20 protein-coding genes and 1 pseudogene are annotated in these 18,459 nt (G+C 72.1%); 10 read left to right on the forward strand and 11 right to left on the reverse strand.

Annotated elements, in window-relative coordinates; genetic code table 11:
• Nucleotides 1-5 precede the first annotated feature (5 nt).
• Complete coding sequence (locus tag ACWC9T_RS16825) at nt 6-800, reverse strand: SGNH/GDSL hydrolase family protein (protein WP_449821803.1); 795 nt, start codon at nt 798-800, stop codon at nt 6-8.
• Nucleotides 801-1,050: 250 nt separating this feature from the next.
• Nucleotides 1,051-1,404, reverse strand: a pseudogene (locus ACWC9T_RS16830) (winged helix-turn-helix transcriptional regulator); the annotation flags it as partial.
• A gap of 97 nt (nt 1,405-1,501) precedes the next feature.
• Here ACWC9T_RS16830 and ACWC9T_RS16835 point away from each other — a divergent pair.
• Together ACWC9T_RS16835 and ACWC9T_RS16840 are read left to right on the forward strand one after the other, a co-directional pair.
• Complete coding sequence (locus tag ACWC9T_RS16835; RefSeq protein ID WP_449821804.1) at nt 1,502-2,716, forward strand: pyridoxal phosphate-dependent aminotransferase; 1,215 nt, start codon at nt 1,502-1,504, stop codon at nt 2,714-2,716.
• 22 nt (nt 2,717-2,738) lie between these two features.
• Nucleotides 2,739-3,071 (forward strand): YnfA family protein, encoded by a 333-nt coding sequence (locus tag ACWC9T_RS16840; protein ID WP_449821805.1) that lies wholly within the window; start codon nt 2,739-2,741, stop codon nt 3,069-3,071.
• A 300-nt stretch (nt 3,072-3,371) separates the two neighbouring features.
• On the opposite strand, the gene ACWC9T_RS16845 is transcribed toward ACWC9T_RS16840, so the two are convergent.
• Both ACWC9T_RS16845 and ACWC9T_RS16850 read right to left on the reverse strand, forming a co-directional pair.
• Nucleotides 3,372-3,626, reverse strand: coding sequence for a hypothetical protein (locus ACWC9T_RS16845; protein WP_355672070.1), 255 nt, complete (start codon nt 3,624-3,626; stop codon nt 3,372-3,374).
• Between the two features lie 115 nt (nt 3,627-3,741).
• Nucleotides 3,742-4,146, reverse strand: coding sequence for a (2Fe-2S) ferredoxin domain-containing protein (locus ACWC9T_RS16850; protein ID WP_402940495.1), 405 nt, complete (start codon nt 4,144-4,146; stop codon nt 3,742-3,744).
• 182 nt (nt 4,147-4,328) lie between these two features.
• On the opposite strand from ACWC9T_RS16850, the gene lepB reads away from it, so the two are divergent.
• Nucleotides 4,329-4,988, forward strand: a complete 660-nt coding sequence (lepB, locus tag ACWC9T_RS16855; protein ID WP_449821806.1) for a signal peptidase I — start codon at nt 4,329-4,331, stop codon at nt 4,986-4,988.
• An 85-nt stretch (nt 4,989-5,073) separates the two neighbouring features.
• Here the strand turns inward: lepB and ACWC9T_RS16860 are convergent, their stop codons facing one another.
• Nucleotides 5,074-6,729 carry an FAD-binding dehydrogenase gene (locus ACWC9T_RS16860; RefSeq protein ID WP_449821807.1) on the reverse strand — a complete coding sequence of 552 codons (1,656 nt, stop codon included), beginning with the start codon at nt 6,727-6,729 and terminating at the stop codon, nt 5,074-5,076.
• Between the two features lie 318 nt (nt 6,730-7,047).
• Between ACWC9T_RS16860 and ACWC9T_RS16865 the strand changes: the two genes are divergently transcribed.
• Nucleotides 7,048-7,986, forward strand: a complete 939-nt coding sequence (locus tag ACWC9T_RS16865) for an SGNH/GDSL hydrolase family protein (protein ID WP_449821808.1) — start codon at nt 7,048-7,050, stop codon at nt 7,984-7,986.
• A 103-nt stretch (nt 7,987-8,089) separates the two neighbouring features.
• Here ACWC9T_RS16865 and ACWC9T_RS16870 read toward each other — a convergent pair whose 3' ends face one another.
• Nucleotides 8,090-9,184 carry a HoxN/HupN/NixA family nickel/cobalt transporter gene (locus ACWC9T_RS16870; protein WP_449821809.1) on the reverse strand — a complete coding sequence of 365 codons (1,095 nt, stop codon included), beginning with the start codon at nt 9,182-9,184 and terminating at the stop codon, nt 8,090-8,092.
• 276 nt (nt 9,185-9,460) lie between these two features.
• Here ACWC9T_RS16870 and ACWC9T_RS16875 point away from each other — a divergent pair, with 276 nt between their 5' ends.
• The 5 genes from ACWC9T_RS16875 (at nt 9,461) to ACWC9T_RS16895 (ending at nt 14,161) form a co-directional block, all read left to right on the forward strand.
• Nucleotides 9,461-11,311: a CocE/NonD family hydrolase gene (locus ACWC9T_RS16875; RefSeq protein WP_449821810.1), complete on the forward strand. Its 1,851-nt coding sequence runs from the start codon at nt 9,461-9,463 to the stop codon at nt 11,309-11,311.
• Between the two features lie 70 nt (nt 11,312-11,381).
• Nucleotides 11,382-12,077 (forward strand): aspartate/glutamate racemase family protein, encoded by a 696-nt coding sequence (locus ACWC9T_RS16880; protein WP_449821811.1) that lies wholly within the window; start codon nt 11,382-11,384, stop codon nt 12,075-12,077.
• Nucleotides 12,078-12,273: 196 nt separating this feature from the next.
• Nucleotides 12,274-13,026, forward strand: coding sequence for an alpha/beta hydrolase (locus ACWC9T_RS16885; RefSeq protein WP_449821812.1), 753 nt, complete (start codon nt 12,274-12,276; stop codon nt 13,024-13,026).
• 70 nt (nt 13,027-13,096) lie between these two features.
• Nucleotides 13,097-13,690, forward strand: a complete 594-nt coding sequence (locus ACWC9T_RS16890) for a class I SAM-dependent methyltransferase (RefSeq protein ID WP_449821813.1) — start codon at nt 13,097-13,099, stop codon at nt 13,688-13,690.
• A gap of 69 nt (nt 13,691-13,759) precedes the next feature.
• Nucleotides 13,760-14,161 carry a hypothetical protein gene (locus ACWC9T_RS16895; RefSeq protein ID WP_449821814.1) on the forward strand — a complete coding sequence of 134 codons (402 nt, stop codon included), beginning with the start codon at nt 13,760-13,762 and terminating at the stop codon, nt 14,159-14,161.
• Nucleotides 14,162-14,207: 46 nt separating this feature from the next.
• Here the strand turns inward: ACWC9T_RS16895 and ACWC9T_RS16900 are convergent, their stop codons facing one another.
• From ACWC9T_RS16900 to ACWC9T_RS16910, 3 genes are all read right to left on the reverse strand, one after another.
• A complete protein-coding gene (locus tag ACWC9T_RS16900) occupies nt 14,208-14,795 on the reverse strand; it encodes a histidine phosphatase family protein (protein WP_449821815.1) in 588 nt (195 codons plus the stop codon).
• Between the two features lie 100 nt (nt 14,796-14,895).
• On the reverse strand, nt 14,896-15,549 hold the full coding sequence (locus ACWC9T_RS16905; RefSeq protein WP_449821816.1) for a tetratricopeptide repeat protein: 654 nt from the start codon (nt 15,547-15,549) through the stop codon (nt 14,896-14,898).
• 17 nt (nt 15,550-15,566) lie between these two features.
• Complete coding sequence (locus ACWC9T_RS16910; RefSeq protein WP_449821817.1) at nt 15,567-15,875, reverse strand: cupin domain-containing protein; 309 nt, start codon at nt 15,873-15,875, stop codon at nt 15,567-15,569.
• A 71-nt stretch (nt 15,876-15,946) separates the two neighbouring features.
• Here ACWC9T_RS16910 and ACWC9T_RS16915 point away from each other — a divergent pair, with 71 nt between their 5' ends.
• On the forward strand, nt 15,947-16,771 hold the full coding sequence (locus ACWC9T_RS16915; RefSeq protein WP_449821818.1) for a hypothetical protein: 825 nt from the start codon (nt 15,947-15,949) through the stop codon (nt 16,769-16,771).
• Here ACWC9T_RS16915 and ACWC9T_RS16920 read toward each other — a convergent pair.
• Both ACWC9T_RS16920 and ACWC9T_RS16925 read right to left on the reverse strand, forming a co-directional pair.
• The gene (locus tag ACWC9T_RS16920) at nt 16,738-17,640 is read right to left on the reverse strand and encodes an aminoglycoside phosphotransferase family protein (protein ID WP_449821819.1); all 903 of its coding nucleotides are present in this window, start codon (nt 17,638-17,640) and stop codon (nt 16,738-16,740) included. The two genes, ACWC9T_RS16915 and ACWC9T_RS16920, sit on opposite strands and share 34 nt — an antisense overlap.
• A 60-nt stretch (nt 17,641-17,700) precedes the next feature.
• Nucleotides 17,701-18,396 carry an SDR family oxidoreductase gene (locus tag ACWC9T_RS16925; RefSeq protein WP_449821820.1) on the reverse strand — a complete coding sequence of 232 codons (696 nt, stop codon included), beginning with the start codon at nt 18,394-18,396 and terminating at the stop codon, nt 17,701-17,703.
• Nucleotides 18,397-18,459: the final 63 nt, after the last annotated feature.

Here is an 18,459-nt window from a genome sequence, read left to right on the forward strand (position 1 = left end):
TCGGCCTACCGGTACGGCAGCAGCTCGGGCCGCTTGGGCGGGCGGCCGTCGCCGGAGGAGCGGCCGGTGAGGCGGCGGCCGATCCACGGGCCGAGATGGGCGCCCAGCCAGCGGGCGTCGGAGCGCAGCCTTTCGGCCCGGCCGGTCGGGGCGGCGGGCGGCAGCGGGGCTCGCCAGTCGAAGGCGGCGGGGCGGCCGAGCGCCTCCAGCACGCCCTCGGCGACCCGGCGGTGGCCCTCGGGCGACAGGTGCAGGCGGTCCTCCGCCCAGAGCCGGCGGTCGTCGAAGCAGGGCGCGGAGAACAGGTCGACCACCGCGAAGCCGTCCTGCCGCCCGAGTTCCTGCACGAAGGCCTTCATCCGCAGGATGGCGGGCAGCAGCCGGGCGCTGCCGGCCAGGCGGCGGGTGGGGTCGGTGCTGGTGAACAGGACGACGGTGGCGCCGGCGGCGCGCAGGTCGGCGGCGCAGCGGCCGAGCAGCCGCTCGACCCGGTCGATGTCGCAGCCGGGGCGCAGCACGTCGTTGAGGCCGCCGGCCAGGGTGACGAGTTCGGCGCCCATGGCGGCGGCGGTGGGGAGCTGCTCGTCGTGGATCTGGCCGATGAGCTTGCCGCGGACGGCGAGGTTGGCGTAGCGGAAGTCCCCGTCCGCCGGCCCCACCCGGTCCGCGCGCTCGGCGGCGAGTGCCGAGGCGAGCCGGTCGGCCCAGCCGCGGTGGTGACCGTCGGGCAGCAGGTCGTCGCACATGCCTTCGGTGAAGGAGTCCCCGACGGCGACGTAGCTGCGGTAGGTGGTGGGCACGGACTGCCTCCGCTCTCCTGAGATGGCCTCGCGGTCCGACGATCGTACGTGCGCGCCCGCGGGCCTCGGCGTCGGGGCCCCGGCGCTCATTCCGCGTCCAGCGTCCGTTTATCGGTCCGCGCCATCCTGGGGACACGGGGCGGCGGCCGGCGACGGGGGCCTTGCCGCCGCCCCTTCACACGGCGGCCGCCCCCGCCCGCGGCGGTCACCCCGCGACGACGGCCGCCTCCTCCACAGCGCTCCGGGCCGTGAACCAGTGCTCGCGCACCGCGTCGGTGGGCCGTTGCTCGCCCAGTGCGCCCAGCCCCCACTCCCCCAAGGCCTCGATCACCGGCCGCAGCTCGCGTCCGCGTTCGGTCAGCTCGTAGACCGTCGCGCTGGCCGGCCGTTCCAGCTTGCGCCGGACGGCGAGCCCCTCGCCCTCCAGTTGCTTGAGCCGGGCAGCGAGGATGTCGGTGGAGACACCGGGCAGGTCCGCGTGCAGGTCGGTGTAGCGGCGCGGGCCGCGGAGGAGTTCACGGACGATCAGGAGGCTCCAGCGCTCCCCCACCGCGTCCAGGGCGCGGGCGACGGCGCAGTACTGGTCGTAGCTTCGGCGTGACATGCGGATCAGCATAGCTAAGAGGTTGGACTTTCCAAGTGCCAGCTTGGTAGAACAAAGCAGAAGCAACGGAGCGGTGGTGACGGTCGGGAGGCCGCAGGTGGAGTTTCGGCAGTCCAGCAAGCTGAATGACGTGTGCTACGAGATCCGGGGCCCGGTGGTCGACCAGGCCAACGCCCTGGAGGAGGCCGGGCACAGCGTGCTGCGCCTGAACACCGGCAACCCGGCCCCGTTCGGCTTCGAGGCGCCCGAGGAGATCATCCAGGACATCATCCGCAACCTGCCCCAGGCGCACGGCTACAGTGACTCGCGCGGCATCCTGCCGGCCCGTCGCGCGGTGGTGCAGTACTACCAGCAGCGCGGGGTCGAGGGCGTCACCGTCAACGACGTCTACCTCGGCAACGGCGTCTCCGAGCTGATCCAGATGGCCGTCACCGCGCTGGTGGACGACGGGGACGAGGTGCTCGTCCCGGCGCCGGACTACCCGCTGTGGACCGCGTCCGTCCGGCTGGCCGGCGGCAAGGCCGTGCACTACCTGTGCGACGAAGAGGCCGAGTGGTACCCGGACCTGGACGACATCGCCGCCAAGATCACCGACCGCACCAAGGCGGTCGTCGTCATCAACCCCAACAACCCCACCGGCGCGGTCTACCCCAAGGAACTGCTGGAGGGCATCCTCGACCTGGCCCGCCGCCACCACCTGATGGTGCTGGCCGACGAGATCTACGACAAGATCCTCTACGACGGCACCGAGCACCACTGCCTGGCGGCCCTCGCCGACGACGTGCTCACCCTCACCTTCAACGGCCTCTCCAAGGCCTACCGGGTGGCCGGCTTCCGCAGCGGCTGGCTGGTCGTCTCCGGCCCCAAGCAGCACGCCACCGACTACCTGGAGGGCCTGACCATGCTCTCCGGCATGCGGCTGTGCCCCAACGTGCCCGCCCAGTACGCCGTCCAGGCGGCGCTCGGCGGCCACCAGTCCATCAACGACCTGGTACTGCCCAGCGGCCGGCTCACCGAGCAGCGCGACGTCGCGGTCAAGGCGCTCAACGAGATCCCCGGCGTCAGCTGCGTCAAGCCCAAGGGCGCCCTGTACGCCTTCGCCAGGCTCGACCCGGCGGTGCACCGGATCGTCGACGACGAGCGCTTCGTGCTGGACCTGCTGCTGCGCGAGAAGATCCACGTCGTCCAGGGCACCGGCTTCAACTGGCCCCGCCCGGACCACTTCCGCTTCGTCACCCTGCCGCGCGCCGACGACCTGGAGACGGCGATCAACCGGATCGGGCGCTTCCTGGCCACGTACCGGCAGAGCTGAGCGAGCGCATACGCTCGGCACCATGACCGTCCTGCGCTCCGTCGCCCTGTTCGCCCTCGCCGCGGTCGCCGAGATCGGCGGCTGCTGGCTGGTCTGGCAGAGCGTGAAGGAGCAACGGCCGTGGTGGCTGGCCGGGTTGGGGGTGGTGGCGCTCGGCGCGTACGGCTTCGTCGCGGCGCTGCAGCCGGACAGCCACTTCGGCCGGGTGCTGGCCGCGTACGGCGGGGTGTTCGTGGCCGGCTCGCTGCTCTGGGGCGTGTTCGTGGACGACTTCCGGCCGACCCGCTACGACGTGCTGGGCGCGCTGATCTGCCTGGCCGGGGTCGCCGTGATCATGTACGGGCCCCGGCGCTGAGGAACCCTCCCAAGGGAACGTTCCCTCAACGCCGAACCCCGGTCGCGCACTCGGGACCTACCAGCCCCAGCCGGCACCCCCCGCCTGCTCGCCTGCTCGCCTGCCGAGACACCCGGGTTGACCGGGATCTCGCACGAGACGTCATGCGCGGACGCTCGATGAACAACCTCCAGCGCACCCCCATGTGAAGATCAAAAATTGACCGAGGGCCACTGAACAGAATTTCCACGTCCGACGCGACGACGGATCATTGCCCCTCGGGCCACGAGGCCTGAGTGTGCGCCTGTTCCGGTCCAGAGCTCAGGCGGACGGCTCGTCCCAGTGGGTCGCGGCCCGGTCGCCGGTGCCGTCGCAGGTGCGGCAGATCTCGTCCCGGTAGGCCTGCCTGGCGCCGGTCGCGTCCACCCGGTAGCGGACGTACACCCCGGTGCCGTTGCAGAGGAAGCAGTTGCCGCCCCCGCCGCCCACCTCGGTGGTGCCGGTGCCCTGGCAGGTACGGCAGTTGAGGCCGGCGGTCCGGCCGGTGCCCGCGCAGATGCGGCAGACCGTCGTCATCGTCTTCCTCCCTTTGCGCGGCTCGATGCACCGGTCATGGTAGTGGTCCGGCCTCACCGCCGCCCCGGGACTGCTATCTGACAAACTGTCAGTAGCGATCCGGCCGTTCAGGGGGTCAGTCGGGCAGGGCCTCGCGCACCCGGCGGGAGACCGAGATCAGCTGGAGGTCGAGCAGACCGGGCGGGTCGGCCAGGCCCGGACCGCCCGCGTGCACCCAGGCGGCTATGTCGTCGATCATCTCGTCCATCAGCACGAAGCCAAGCCAGACCGGACGGCCGCCCGCCGCCCGGCCCTCGCTGGAGGGGCCGACCACCACCACGTTGGACTGGGTGCAGACGTCCAGGCACTTCACCGCGCGGACCCGGCCCGCCGAGCCGACCGCGGTCCGCAGCCGCTCGTACTGCCCCGCGTGGTCCACCCCGGGGTGCTTCGCCTCGGTGCCGCAGCAGCAGCCGCGGCAGACGGTCACGGTCACCGGGGACCCTGCACCCTGCTTCCGGTCTCGGTCACGGCGACTCATCGGCTCTGCTCCCCCTCGGGTCGGCGAGCCCTGGTCGGCGGCACGCTCTGCACCGGAACTGTACCGGGCGCCCGGGGACCCTCCGCCAGGCCGAGCGGCCGCGGCAAGGACCCGAGAGACAGGCCCTAGGATGCCCAGGGCCCCGCGCCGACACGGGGCGGTTTCCAGGGAAGGACGGGCGGATGCCGAAGCGGAGGGCCGTGGGCCTGTGGTTCTCGGTGGCCGTGGGCGTGCTCGGGATCCTCTGCGGGGCGCTCGGGCTCTCAGTGGTCCTCACCGGCGGCTACTCGGTCCACCGGATGGACGGCACGGCGATGGGGCCGGGGCTGCGGCAGGGCGACCGGATGCTGACCGACCGGGTCGCGGCCGCGGACGTCCGACGCGGCGAGCTCTACGTCGTCGACTCCCCCTGGGACTTCCACCACCCCGTGGTCTCCCGGGTGATGGCCCTCGGCGGCAACCGGATCGCCTGCGCCGGCGGACAGCTCAGCCTCAACGGCAAGCCGTTGGACGAACCGCTCGCCCGGCAGACCGGCGCCTGCTCCCACGACTTCGACGTCACCGTCCCGCTCGGGCGGGCCTTCCTGATGGGCGACCGGCGCGACGAGGCGATCGACTCCCGGCAGAGGGTCGACGACGGACAGCATGGCACCGTCGACCTCGCCAAGCTCACCGCGGGCCGGGTGGTCTGGCACTCCGGGGCCGACTCCCCCGCCCTGCCCGGCAAGCTGATCGGCGCGGCGGCGCTGCTGGTGCTCGGGGCCCTGCTCGCCCTGGCCGGGCTGGTCTCCTCGGTCGTCATCGCCTCCTTCGCCGCCGTCCGGCGCCGGACGGCGGCGTGACGCTTCACGAGGGAAGCGAGGTTGAGCGCGGCGTTCTCATCGCGGCGGCCCGTACCGTCGACGCCCGCGCCGTCGAGGACCCCCGCTACGCCACGGCCTCCGCCGCCGCCCGTCCCGCCGCCCGCCCTGAGAACAGGCAGCCGCCGAGGAACGTCCCCTCCAGCGAGCGGTAGCCGTGCACGCCCCCGCCGCCGAAGCCGGCCGCCTCGCCCGCCGCGTAGACGCCGGGCAGCACCTCGCCGTCCGGGCGCAGCACCCGCGAGGAGAGGTCGGTCTCCAGGCCCCCGAGCGACTTGCGGGTCAGGATGTTGAGCCGGACGGCGATCAGCGGGGCGGCGGCCGGGTCGAGGATGCGGTGCGGGGCGACGGTGCGGACGAGTTTGTCGCCCAGGTAGCGGCGGGCGCCGTGGATGGCGGTGATCTGGAGGTCCTTGGCGAAGGGGTTGGCCACCTGCCGGTCGCGGTCCTCGACGGTGCGGCGCAGCTCGTCCGGGTCGATCAGCGGTTCGCGGGTCTTGGCGTTCATGCCCCGGGCGAGGTCCGCGAGGTTGCCCGCGACCACGAAGTCCGGGCCGTGCCGCAGGTGCCCCTGGACCGGCCCGGGTGCGCCGGGCAGCGCCCGTCCGAGCACCCCGCGGACGGACTTGCCGGTGAGGTCGGGGTTCTGTTCGGAGCCGGAGAGGGTGAACTCCTTCTCGATGATGCGCTGGTTGAGCACGAACCAGGTGTGCTCGTGGCCGCTCGCCATGATGTGTTCGAGGGTGCCGAGGGTGTCGAAGCCGGGGAAGAGCGGGACGGGCAGCCGCCGGCCGCACGCGTCCAGCCAGAGCGAGGAGGGGCCTGGCAGGATGCGGATGCCGTGCCGGGCCCAGATCGGGTCCCAGTTCTCGATGCCCTCGGTGTAGTGCCACATCCGGTCGCCGTTGATCAGGTTGGCGCCGGCCCGTCCGGCGATCTCCAGCATCAGGCCGTCGACGTGCGCGGGCACCCCGGAGAGCATCGTGGTGGGCGGGGTGCCGAGCCGGGCGGGCCAGGCCTTGCGGACCAGGTCGTGGTTGCCGCCGATGCCGCCGGAGGTGACGATCACGGCCTGGGCGCGCAGTTCGAAGCTCCCGGCGACCTCGCGCGAGCTGGCCTCGCCGCGGCCGGCCGGGCTGGGTACCAGCACCTCGCCGGTGACGGTGTCGGTGACGCCCGCGGTGGCGGACAGCCCGGTGACCCGGTGCCGGAAACGCAGGTCGACCCGTCCGCGGGCGGCGGCGGAGCGGACCCGCCGGACGAAGGGGGCGAGCAGCCCGGGCCCGGTGCCCCAGGTGATGTGGAAGCGCGGCACCGAGTTGCCGGGCCCGTCGGCGAGGAAGCCGCCGCGCTCGGCCCAGCCGACCACCGGGAAGAACCGCACGCCCATGCCATGCAGCCAGGCGCGCTTCTCTCCGGCCGCGAAGTCGACGTAGGCCTCGGCCCAGCGGCGCGGCCAGGCGTCCTCGGGCCGGTCGAAGCCGGCCGTGCCGAGCCAGTCCTGCCGGGCGAGCGCGTGCGAGTCACGGATGCGCATCCGCCGCTGCTCGGGCGAGTCGACCAGGAAGAGGCCGCCGAAGGACCAGTGCGCCTGGCCGCCGAGGGAGGCGGCGGGCTCCTGGTCGAGCAGGATCACCTTCCGTCCGGCGTCGGCGAGTTCGGCGGTGGCGGCGAGGCCTGCGAGTCCCGCTCCGATGACGATGACGTCGGCGTCCAGGGCCATTGCGCAGTCCTCCGTCGCGGCTGTCGGTGTGCGCCCGATAGTGCGGCCTGGGGTGACGCCCGGTCAACCGGTCGGTAACAAGCGCTGGCACGAATTCCGCTCCACCGCGTTTCGGAAATGCCTCCGATACACGGTGGAGCGGAATTCGAAATGTCACCCAGTGCCATCTGACGGGATTTCCGGAATTTCCGCCGAAACGATGGACGTGCGCGAAACCTGGCAGTAACTTACCTGCGAGTAGCTGTGGCCCGGCTCGGCACGACCCCCACCCGTCGAACCACGACCCCCACCCGTCGTTTCTCTCCCCCAGGAGGAACCGTGCTCCGCCCTGCCCGGAATTCCCGGCGACTCCGCAATTCCACCGCGCTCGCCGCCGTCGCCCTCGGCGCCGCCCTCGCGCTCACCTCCACCACCGCCCAGGCCGCGACCGCCGCACCGAAGCACGTCGTGGCCCTCGGCGACTCCTACGCCGCCGGCGCCGGGGTGCCCGGCCAGTCGGCCGGGCTGTGCCTGCGCTCCGACCACAACTACGGCCACCTGGTCGCCGCCGCGCTCAAGGCCGGCGCGTACACCGACGCCACCTGCGCGGCCGCCAAGGTCAAGGCCATGACGCAGCCGCAGTACGACGCCTTCATCCGGGTCAACGACCCGCAGCTGGACTCGGTGACCGGCGACACCGACCTGGTCACCCTCGGGATCGGCGGCAACGACCTCGCGTCCAGCGACCTCGGCCTCGGCGAACTGGTCGCCACCTGCATCGCCGGCGCGGTGGTCAACCCGCTCGGCACGCCCTGCAAGGACGTCTACCACCACGGCTACTGGGACTGGAACACCTGGTCCTGGCAGTACGGCAACGACGACCTGGCCGAGCGGATCACCACCACCATCGCCCCGCAGATCGCCACCACCCTGAAGCAGATCCACGCCAAGGCGCCCAAGGCCAGGGTGCTGCTGGTCGGCTACCCGTCCGTGCTGCCCGCCGACGGTTCGAAGTGCGTCCTGCGCCAGCCGGTGACGCCGGGCGACGTCGAATACATGTACGGCGTGCTCAACAAGCTGAACGCCGCCCTCAAGTCCACGGCGGCGGCGGGCGGCGCGACGTACGTGGACACCGCGACGCCGTCCGTCGGGCACGACGTCTGCTCGGACGACCGCTGGATCGAGGGCGCGCTGCCCGGCTCGCCCGCCGTGCCGTTCCACCCGAACGCGACCGGCGAGAAGGTGATGGCGGACGCGGTGCTCGCCGCGCTGCGGTGACACCCGCCGTCGAACGAGCCCCGTCAAGCCGCTGAAGGCTCGTGAAGCCCCGAGGGGCCGGTGACCAGACCCCGGTCACCGGCCCCTCGGCTTTCCCGTCAGGTCACTCCGACTCGGCCGCGGCCAGCCCCGCCGACCACTTCTCCTCGACCTTGCCGAACTTCCAGAACGCGATCGCGCCGATCCAGGTCAGCACGAACAGGCCGACGATCGCGTAGCCGACGGAGTTGAGGTCCAGCCCGCCGATCCAGGCGATCGGGCCGCCGGTGATGTCCAACTTCTCGCCGATCAGGCCGATCAACTCGATCAGGCCGATGACCAGCGCGACCAGCACCGACAGGCCGGTGACGGTCAGGTTGTAGTAGATCTTGCGGACCGGCTTGGAGAACGCCCACTCGTAGGCGAAGTTCATGAACGAGCCGTCGATGGTGTCCAGCAGGCTCATCCCGGCCGCGAACAGGATCGGCAGCGTCAGCAGCGCGTACCAGGGCAGCGAGAAGGCCGCCGCGCCGCCGGCCAGCACCAGCAGCGACACCTCGGTGGCGGTGTCGAAGCCCAGGCCGAACAGGAGGCCCACCGGGTACATGTGCCAGGGCTTGGTGACCGCCCGGGTGACCTTGCCGAGGATCCGGTTCATCAGCCCGCGCCGCTCCAACTGGCGCTCCAGCTCGGCCTCGTCGTACTCGCCCTCGCGCATCCGGCGGAACACCTTGAGGATGCCGTTGAACGCGCCCAGGTTGATCAGACCGAGCAGCAGCAGGAAGGTGCCGGAGACGGCGGTGCCGATCAGGCCGGTCATCCTGTGCAGGGTGGAGTCGTCCGCCTCCACCTGGTCGGCGAGCGAGCGGATGCCGAAGGCCAGCAGCGCGCAGAGGCCGAAGACGATCGAGGAGTGCCCGAGCGAGAACCAGAAGCCGACCGACAGCGGCCGCTTTCCCTGGCCCATCAGCTTGCGGGTGGTGTTGTCGATCGCCGCGATGTGGTCGGCGTCGAAGGCGTGCCGCATGCCGAGGGTGTAGGCGGTCAGGCCCATGCCCGCGCCGAAGACCTGGCCGCCGACGTCGTAGTGCTCGGGCGCGACCAGCGCGAGCAGGGTGAACCAGCCGACCACGTGCAGCGCGAGGATGAAGCCGCCCATCCCGGCCAGGCGCATCCACTCCTCACGGGTGAGCCGGTCGCGCCAGCGGGGGCCGGTCATCGTCTTGTCCTTTCGGCAGGGTGGTCAGAGCTGGGCCATCCTTCCCCCTCTGGGCAAGTAGTTGCAAGTCATACGCAATTACAGGTCGGTTTCGGGGCCTACTCCATCCACGCCTGCCCCGCCCGGCTGAGCAAGGCGTAGCCACTTCATCCCATCTCGTCAGGAAATCCACCGCTTCCTCCCCTAGGGTCGGAATGCCGACAGCCCGCGGCGCCGTCCCCGTACGCACCCCGGGCCGCTCGACGCTCACCGGCCCGGGACCCGATGGGAGCGGCCATGCCGTCATACCCCTTCCACACCACCCGCGAGGACGTCCGCGTCCCGCTGCCCGACGGCACCCAGCTGGCCGCCCGGGTGTGGCGCCCGGTCAGCGACGAGCCCGTCCCGGCCCTGCTGGAGTACTCGGCCGACCGCCTCTCCGACCGCACCGCCGCCGAGGACGCCCGCCGCCACCCCTGGTACGCCGGCCACGGCTACGCCACCGTCCGGGTCGACACCCGGGGCCACGGCAACTCCGGCGGCCTGCCCGCCGAACCCGGCGGCGAGCAGGAACTCACCGACGGCACCGCCGTCATCGACTGGCTCGCCCGCCGCCCCTGGTGCACCGGCCGGGTCGGCCTCCTGGGCGTCGGCGCCGCCGGCACCACCGCACTGCGGCTCGCCGCCCGCACCCCGAACACCGTCGGCGCGGTCGTCGCCGCCTGCCCCGAGGGCGGCCACCGGCTCGGCGGCGCCGTCCTCGCCGCCGACCTGCACGCCCGGCTCACCGCCCTGGTCGCCGACGCCGCCCTCCCCCCGGACCCGCGGCACACCGGCGACGCCTGGCGCTCCGGCTGGCTGGCCCGGATGGAGTCGCTGGAACCCCCGGTCGACGCCTGGCTCGCCGCCGGGGACACCACCGTGCCGGTCTCCGTCCCGGTGTTCGCGGTCGCCGGCTGGGGCGACCCGTCCTGCTCCTTCGTCCTGCGCCTGCTGGCCGAATCCCCCACCGCGCACGCCCTGCTCGGCCCCTGGCCGCACGGCCTGCCAGAGGCCGCCCTGCCCGAGTCCCTGCGTTGGTGGGACCACTGGCTGCGCGGCGTCGACACCGGCGCCCTCAAGGAACCGGCCCTGCGCAGCTGGATCAGCACCCGCTGGGCCGGCGAGGACAGCTGGCCCTCCCCCGACGTCCGGGAGATCCACTACGCCCTGGACGAACAGCTGCGCACCGCTGGCACCTCCTCCGACGACCGCTACGTCCACGTCCGATCCCCGCAGCACACCGGCCTCAACGCCGGCGCCTACGTCCCGCACGGTCGCCCCGCCGACCAGCCGCCGGACCAGCGCGAGGAGGACGGCCGCTCGGTCTGCTTCGACTCCCAGCCGTTGCCCGAACCGGTCGAGGTGCTCGGCGCCCCGACCGTACGGCTGCGGCTGCGCTCCCGCGAGGACGGCGGGCCCGTCCAGCTGGCGGCCCGGCTCTGCGCGGTCGGCCCGGACGGCACCTCGGAACTGCTCACCCGAGGAGTGCTGACGGCCGCCGGCCCGGACGCCGAGATCGAGCTCGCCGCCTGCGCGGCCACCGTCCCGGCCGGGCACCGACTGCGGCTCGCCTTCTCCTCCGTCTACTGGCCCTGGGTGTGGCCGCCCGCCGACGACCGAGGCTACGCCCTCGACCCGTCCCGCTCCACCCTCAGCCTGCCCGTCCGGCACCTCGCCGCGGACGTAGGCGCCGCGCCCGTCACCTTCGAGGCGCCCGCACTGCCCGACCCGCTGGACATCCACCTCACCGAGCCGCTCACCGCCCGGCCCGAACACGTCACCATCCACGACATCGGCCGCCACGAGTGGCGCGCCGAACTCTCCCCCGCCACCGACGGCACCCGCACCCACCCCGACGGGCTGGTCCGCGACGAGCACACCGTCACCGCGTACCGCATCCTCACCGGCGCCCCGCTCAGCGCCCAGGCCCGTACGGACCACACGGTGCGGCTGGAGCGGCCGGACATCGGCTGGGACGTCACCGTCCAGACCCGCACCCAACTGCGGTGCGATGCCGGGCACTTCCTCAGCATCGTGCAGCTGCGGGCACTGGAGGCGGGGTCGGTGGTGTTCAGCCGGGAGTGGCAGCACCGGGTGCCGAGGTAAGGCCAGGAATTTCTCAAAGTAATCCTTATACGCTTGCCTCGATACTCTCCTCTGGCTTATAACTTGGCCCATGAAAACCCTCGGACTGATCGGCGGCATGAGCTGGGAATCCACCGCCGAGTACTACCGCCTGCTGAACGAGCTCACCCGGGACCGGCTGGGCGGACTGCACTCCGCCCAACTGGTGCTCCACTCCGTCGACTTCGCCGAGATCGAGCAGCTACAGGCGGCGGGGAGGTGGGAGGAGGCCGGCTCGGTCCTGGCCGGCGCGGCGCGCTCACTGGAGGCGGCGGGCGCGGACCTGCTGCTGATCTGCACCAACACCATGCACAAGGTCGCCGACCAGGTCGCGGCTGCGGTCTCCGTGCCGCTGCTGCACCTCGCCGACGCCACCGCTGCGGCCGTCCGGGCAGCGGGCGTTCGGCGGGTGGGTCTGCTGGGGACGGCGTTCACCATGGAACAGGACTTCTACCGGGGGCGGTTGGCGTCCTGCGGACTGGACGTCCTGGTGCCGGAAGCCGCTTCGCGCGCCCTGGTCCACCGGGTGATCTACGAGGAACTGTGCATGGGGGAGGTCCGGGAGGAGTCCCGGGCGGCCTACCAGCGGGTGATCGAGGAGCTGGTGGCAGCCGGGGCGGAAGGAATCATCCTCGGCTGCACCGAAATCGAACTGCTGGTCCGACCGGAGGACAGCCCGGTCCCGGTGTTCCCCACCGCTCGTCTGCATGCGGAGGCTGCCGTGGCCACGGCACTTGACGGATGGTGAGGAGGAACCGGTCTTGCGCCGGAGGCCGTCCAGGCTGCAGAATTCCCCCCGACCGCGACAACGAACGAGGAGGTGAGACCCCGTGAACGCTGTATCGATGTGGGTGCTCCCCCTCTCCGTCACGGTCGGGCGATAGACGCAGCTGTCCGCCGGGAGCCCCCGAACACGCTTGGGCACTCCCGAAAGGCAACACGCTATGTACGCTCTTCAGTTCACCTCCGAGTCGTCCTCGAACGGCATCCGCGAGCGCGACTTCACCCTGGGCGACGCCCCCGGCGTCCTCTGGTCCCCCGCCTCCGGCGCCGACCGCGCACCCCTGGTCCTGATGGCCCACGGCGGCGGCAACCACAAGAAGCACCCGGCCATGTCCGGCCGCGCCCGACTCCTCGTGACCGGCTCCGGCTTCCACGTCGCCGTCCTCGACGCACCCGGCCACGGCGACCGGCCGCGCACGGCACACGACGAAGCCGAAATCGCCGAGCTGTACCGGGCGCGGGCGGCCGGCGAGCCGGAAGGCCCGATCGTCGTCCGCTACAACGACCACCTCGCAGACCTCGCCGTACCCGAGTACCGGGCGACCCTGGACGCCCTCCAGGACCTTCCGGAGATCGGCACCGGCGGGCCGGTCGGCTTCTGGGGCATCAACATGGGCACCGCGATCGGACTGCCGTTCGTGGCCGCCGAACCCCGGATCACCGCCGCCGTCTTCGGCCAGCACTGGCCCGACACCCTGGCCGAGAAGGCGAAGCGGATCACCATCCCGATCGAGTACGACATGCAGTGGGACGACGAGCACATCACCCGTGAGGCCGGCCTCGCGCTGTTCGACGCCTTCGCCTCGAAGGAGAAGTCGCTGCACGTGAACTCGGGCAAGCACAAGGACCTGCCCCGCTTCGAGGCCGACAGCGCCGCCCGGTTCTTCGCCCGCCACCTGATCCGGGCCAACTGACCCACCCCGGCGGCGTCCGGCCGGTTCCGCCGGGCGCCGCCGGGGGCACAGGACCTCTACCGTGGGGGTCATGCACGACGAAGTCCCGTACTGGAACACCAATGTGGCCCGCCACCCGGGCATTCTGCGGGCGGTTCCGCCCGGGTGTCGGGCGGCGCTGGATGTGGGGTGCGGGGACGGGCTGTTGGCGGCGAGGTTGGCGCGGCGGTGCGGGCGGGTGGTCGGGGTGGATCTCTCCGGTGAGATGGTCGCGCTGGCGCGGGCCACCTACTCCGAACCCACCTTTCTGGAGGGGGACTTCCTCACCCTGGACCTGACGGGCGAGGGCTTCGACTTCGTGTGCTCGGTCACGGCCGTCCATCACATGGACTTCGAGGCCGCCCTCACCCGGATGCGGGAACTGCTGCGACCCGGCGGGATCCTGGTGGTGGTCGGCATGGCGCGGGAGGAGTCGGCGGCGGACTGGGCCCGGCGGGTCGCGGCCGCACCGCTGGTACGGTCGGTGAAGGTGCTGCGACGGGCGGGCGCCCCGGAGGGCATGCCCGTGGCCCCGCCGGGAATGAGCTACCGCGAGGTGCGGGAGACCGCCCGGCGGGTGCTGCCCGGGGTGCGCTACCGGTGGCACATGTTGCGGCGTTACTCGCTGACCTGGACGAAGCCCTGAGCGTTTGTCAGTGCCGCCCGCCAGAATTCAGCTGTGATCTGTGACGTCTGCGACCGCCGGATGCGGTGGGTGCCCGTATCGGAACCACGAGCGGACTGGGCCCTGCCGGTCAAGGAGCGCTGGTTCTGCGCCTGGTGCTACGCATGGACCGAGCTCGGGCACGGCCCCCAGGAGGTCTCACGCCCGCGCCACGAGCCGCCCGAGTGGCGCTGGGAAAGGGCCGAGTCCGAGGAACTGCCCGCCGATGTCTCCCACGCCTACGGGTACTTCGGCACGACCCTGTGCGGCATACGGCAGGACGGCATGCACGCCTCGCCGTACTACTGGCTGCCGGGCCGGGACAACGCCTGCCGAAGCTGCAAGGAGGCCGCCGCCGTCATCGACCGGCGCTGGCCGACTGACCCGCGGGGCGAGAAGCGCGAGCGGCCACAGGTCACTCCTCCGCCCGGATCCGACTGGCCGCCCTTCTAGTGCGCGGGTCGCCGGATCCGAGCCGGGGGTGGGCGAACGCCTGCCGCTACGGGACGTTCCAGGCGGCGATGCACGGCCGACCGTGCTCGGTGGCCAGGAAGCTGAGCGTGCCCGGATGCGGGTGGCCGAGCAGTCGGGCGGCCGACGCGTCGAGGCCGAGCCAGCGCACGGTGAGCACGCGCGCCAGGTGTCCGTGGGCGACGACGGCGACGTCGCCGTCGTCCAGTAGCGGACGGACCCGGGCCAGCACCGCGTCCGTGCGTGCGGCCACCTGCTGGAGCTGCTCGCCGGGGTGGTCGGAGTCGCCGGGGACGACGCCGTCCTCCCAAAGGTCCCAGCCCGGCCTGGTCTCCTGGATCTGCTCCGCGGTCAGGCCCTCGTAACCGCCGTAGTCCCACTCCACCAGGTCGGGATCGGGCTCGACGTCCGTCAGGCCGGCCAGCTCCGCCGTCCGCAGGGCGCGGCTCAGTGGACTACTGAGCACGGCGACCGGGCGGCGCTCGGCCAGCCTCGGCGCGAGCGCCCTGGCCGCAGCCTCGCCCGCCTCGGTCAGCGGGACGTCGGTGCGGCCGGCGTGCCGGCCCGACAGGCTCCACTCGGTCTGGCCGTGCCGTATCACTATGAGCTCACCCATGACCGGGCACGATATCCGATGCCCCGTCCGCCTCTTTGGCCGCCTGACTGACTGCCACTTGGCGGTGCCTCGCCCCTCCCGGGCGAGGCACCGCCCAGCCTCATCCGATACCCAATTCCTTCCGGGCATCGATGATCCAAGCCATCAGCCCGTACGAATCCGTATCGTTCGCCAACGCCCCGGCCCTGCTCAGGAGTTCGGCCGCTTCCTTACGCCTTCCCTCCTCCGCCGCGATCCGGGCAAGGGCGACCTGGTTGGCGCCCACACCCGGAGCGAAGTCGTACTCGCAACGCAGCCGGGTGGACTCCTCCAACTGCTCGCGGGCCTCGCGGAGGCGGCCCGCCTTGTGGTCCAGGATGCCCAGGTGGCGCAGGGCGTAGGAGGCGATGAGGTTGTCACCCGCACTCCGGGCGAGATCCAGGGCGCATTCGAGGATCGGGCGGGCCTCCCCGTCATCCCCGCGAACCGCCTGGTGGTACGCCCCCGTCCAGAACAGTGCCTCGGCCTGCCCCCGCACGTCGCCGAGCCGCTCGTAGATCGTTCCGGCCCGCTCGAACAGGCCCAGCTCCTCCTCCGGCTCGACCTGCTGCGCCACGAATCGCGCATGTGCGATCCGCCCGCGGGCCAGCGCCAGATCCGCCTCGACCGCGTCCAGATTCCTGTCGGCCTCGGCGAACGCCGCGTGGTCACCCCCGAACACGCCCTGCTCGTAGAGTCGTTCTGCCTGGTTGATGCGCTCGTCCACTGCGGTCATACCGGCGATGGTAGCGATCACTCCTCCTCGGACACCTCCACAATAAGCAAGGTCCCCCGGCTGCCCGCCCGCACCGCGTGCCGCGCGCCCGCCGGCACCCGGCACAGCTCACCGGCGGCGACCGTCAACTCCTCTCCCTCCAACTCCAGTTCGAGGCGGCCATCGGCGACGAAGAGCACCTCCGCCGTCCCGTGCGCCTCCGCCTCCAGCTCCCGCCCGTCCATCCGCAGCACCTTCACCTCCGCAGTCCCGACCCGCCCCAGCACCACGGACCGCCAGGCCTCCGGCAGTCGGGCCACACACTCCTTCACGTCCACCAAGCTCATGACCCGGGACGCTACCCACGCCAGGCCGAAGGTTGGTTGACCGGAGAGTAAAACCTGCCAGGATCGCCCGGGTGAACGCTCGCGCGCTGTACGAGGCGCTACTCGACACCGACGGCCCGTACGAGGACGTCATCGCCCCTTGGCTCGACCAGGCCGCCACCGACGGCTACGCCTCGCGCCTCCGCACCGCCGCCACCCACCACGACCACTGGTGGACCGACCGAGGCGAGGGCTGGGACCTCCTCCAGGAGCTCTACGCCCTCAGCCGCGTCAGCGACTACCTTCTTCTCGACCCCCAACTTCCGCCGTACCTGAACCTGTTCACCGCGCTCGGGATGACCCCGTTCGAGAACAGCACCCCCTTCGACCCCTTCCTGCACGAGATCACCGAGGTCGAGCAGGCCGAAGACCCGGACTCCCCCATCGAGATCCTCGACGTCCGCTGGCCCGGCCTGATGCTCGGCGAGCTGCTGTTCAGCCGCGTCGGGGTACGGATCCGGGCCGGCGCCGCGCACGCCGAGCGCGGGGTGGCCGACCGCTCACCGATCTACTGGACCTTCCGCCGGGCCCACCGGCCCACGCGCGATCTCTCCCAGAGCTGGGGCAGCAACTCCCAGTGGCGCACGGACTTCCGCCTCGACTACCGCACCGTCGACGGCGACCTGCTCAACGTCGCCGAGGACGCCCCGATCGACGGCCACCCGGACCTCGAACCGGACGACTACAAGAACCTCGGCCCCGAGGAACGCCTGCTCACCCCCGCCGAGCGCCGCGAACTACTACGCCACCGCTGTCTCCTGCGCACCCCGCAGGCCGCCGCCGAACTCGCCGCCTCCCCCAACTGGGCGCAGGACCTGTTCCCCTACGAGTGGCGGCTGCCCGCCGACGAGGCGTGATCGGTGAGCACCTCGCCGATCACGTACCGGGCGGTGCGCGCCATCCGGGGGTTGGTCTCCCGGTAGTAGGTGAGCTCCATCAGGGCGACGGACAGCGCCCATCCCCTCCCCCGGGCCCAGGCCGCATCGTCAGCGCCGCAGGCCGCGCGGAAGGTGTGACGGGCGGAAGGCGGGAGGACGTACCAGGCCGGGAGCAGGTCCACGGCCGGATCGCCGAGGCCGGCGCAGCCGAAGTCGATGACGGCGCTGAGCCGTCCCGCGCCGTCGACCAGCAGGTTGCCGGGCTGGAGGTCGGCGTGGATCCAGACCGGCGGGCCGGGGTGCTCGGGCGCTCGAAGTGATGTCTCCCAGAGGGTCGTTACGGCCTCCGCGTCCACCAATCCGGCCACCGCCACAATCGCCCGACGGACCGCCCCGTCCCGCTCCGCCAGCGTCTCGCTGCGATAGGAGGCCGGGCCGCCGGCCGGGTCCACCCGGTGGACGGCGGTCACGAACGACGCCAAGTCGACTGCCAACAGCTCGGGTTGGCGCACATTCCCGGCCGCCGGGTTGGCCCCCTCCAGCCAGCGGAGCACCGACCACGGCCACGGACAGCCGTCGACCGGATCGCCCAGGCCCACCGGCACCGGTACGGCGACCGGCAGTTCGGGCGCCAGACGCCCCAACCAGGTGTGCTCCTTCTCGATGTCCTCGGCCGCCCCCGGGATGCGCGGGATCCGCACCACCAGGTCCGCGCCCAGCCGGTACATCGCGTTGCTGGTGCCCGCCGAGTCCACCGACTCGACCGGCAGCGAGGCCCACTGCGGGAACTGTGCGGCCACCATCCGCCGCACGAGCGCCTCGTCGATGTCCAGTTCGTCAGCGTGCATCTTTGGGGAAGACGGCATGGCGTCCGACCCTGCCAGCACCCATCAGGCCCGGCAAACGAATTACCAGGGCACGACCCGGCCCTGGTGGTCGACGAAGTGGAGACCGGACTTCCCGCGGTGGCGCTCGATCGTCTCCGCGACGCCGGGGACGCTCTCCTCCACGCTGAGCTCGGCCTCGTGGCCGCCGAGTTCGGTACGCACCCAGCCCGGGTCCATCAGCAGCAGCGTCCGCGGGTCGTCCGACCGGCGAGCGGCGTAGCAGCGCATCAGCTGGATCAGCGCGGACTTGCTGGCCCGGTAGAGGTCCTGGCCGCCGTCGGTGTTCAGGGCGATGCTCCCCTGGTCGGAGGACATCACGCCGACGGTTCCGGTCGGTGCGACCAGCGGGCCGAGGGTCTCCACGACGCGCATCGGGCTGAGCGCATTGGTCACCATGACCTCGGTGAACATGTCCGTCGGGACCTCGCCGATCGGGAGGTCGCCGCGGGTGATGGCGGCGTTCACGAAGAGCAGGCCCAGGGTGCGGTGGGCGAGTCGGTCGCGCAGGGCCGCGATCTGCTCCGGGTCGGTCATCTCCAGCGACTCGACGGTCAGCCGCCCGCCGGAGGCGTCCGCCAGGTCGTGCAGGCCGGTGCGCGCGTTGCCGCGAACGGTGCCGATGACGTCCCAGTCGCGGCGGAGGAACTCGGCGGCGAGGCCGAGGCCCAGGGTGCGGGAGGCGCCGATGATCAGGGCAGTGTTGCGCTTGTCGGTCATGGTCCGAGTCTCCGAGCGGCGCGGCCCGGGCGTCCAATACCCTTCCGGGCGCGTTGATACCGT

This window comes from Kitasatospora sp. NPDC001159, from assembly GCF_053598235.1.

What these genes read in the sequence shown, in the direction of transcription:
- ACWC9T_RS16900 (WP_449821815.1), bottom strand. Translation starts at nt 14,795, where the DNA reads ATGGGTGAGCTCATAGTGATACGGCACGGCCAGACCGAGTGGAGCCTG.
- ACWC9T_RS16840 (WP_449821805.1), top strand. Translation starts at nt 2,739, where the DNA reads ATGACCGTCCTGCGCTCCGTCGCCCTGTTCGCCCTCGCCGCGGTCGCC.
- ACWC9T_RS16850 (WP_402940495.1), bottom strand. Translation starts at nt 4,146, where the DNA reads ATGAGTCGCCGTGACCGAGACCGGAAGCAGGGTGCAGGGTCCCCGGTG.
- ACWC9T_RS16875 (WP_449821810.1), top strand. Translation starts at nt 9,461, where the DNA reads ATGCCGTCATACCCCTTCCACACCACCCGCGAGGACGTCCGCGTCCCG.
- ACWC9T_RS16870 (WP_449821809.1), bottom strand. Translation starts at nt 9,184, where the DNA reads ATGACCGGCCCCCGCTGGCGCGACCGGCTCACCCGTGAGGAGTGGATG.
- ACWC9T_RS16905 (WP_449821816.1), bottom strand. Translation starts at nt 15,549, where the DNA reads ATGACCGCAGTGGACGAGCGCATCAACCAGGCAGAACGACTCTACGAG.
- ACWC9T_RS16920 (WP_449821819.1), bottom strand. Translation starts at nt 17,640, where the DNA reads ATGCACGCTGACGAACTGGACATCGACGAGGCGCTCGTGCGGCGGATG.
- lepB (WP_449821806.1), top strand. Translation starts at nt 4,329, where the DNA reads ATGCCGAAGCGGAGGGCCGTGGGCCTGTGGTTCTCGGTGGCCGTGGGC.
- ACWC9T_RS16885 (WP_449821812.1), top strand. Translation starts at nt 12,274, where the DNA reads ATGTACGCTCTTCAGTTCACCTCCGAGTCGTCCTCGAACGGCATCCGC.
- ACWC9T_RS16890 (WP_449821813.1), top strand. Translation starts at nt 13,097, where the DNA reads ATGCACGACGAAGTCCCGTACTGGAACACCAATGTGGCCCGCCACCCG.
- ACWC9T_RS16910 (WP_449821817.1), bottom strand. Translation starts at nt 15,875, where the DNA reads ATGAGCTTGGTGGACGTGAAGGAGTGTGTGGCCCGACTGCCGGAGGCC.
- ACWC9T_RS16880 (WP_449821811.1), top strand. Translation starts at nt 11,382, where the DNA reads ATGAAAACCCTCGGACTGATCGGCGGCATGAGCTGGGAATCCACCGCC.
- ACWC9T_RS16845 (WP_355672070.1), bottom strand. Translation starts at nt 3,626, where the DNA reads ATGACGACGGTCTGCCGCATCTGCGCGGGCACCGGCCGGACCGCCGGC.
- ACWC9T_RS16925 (WP_449821820.1), bottom strand. Translation starts at nt 18,396, where the DNA reads ATGACCGACAAGCGCAACACTGCCCTGATCATCGGCGCCTCCCGCACC.
- ACWC9T_RS16860 (WP_449821807.1), bottom strand. Translation starts at nt 6,729, where the DNA reads ATGGCCCTGGACGCCGACGTCATCGTCATCGGAGCGGGACTCGCAGGC.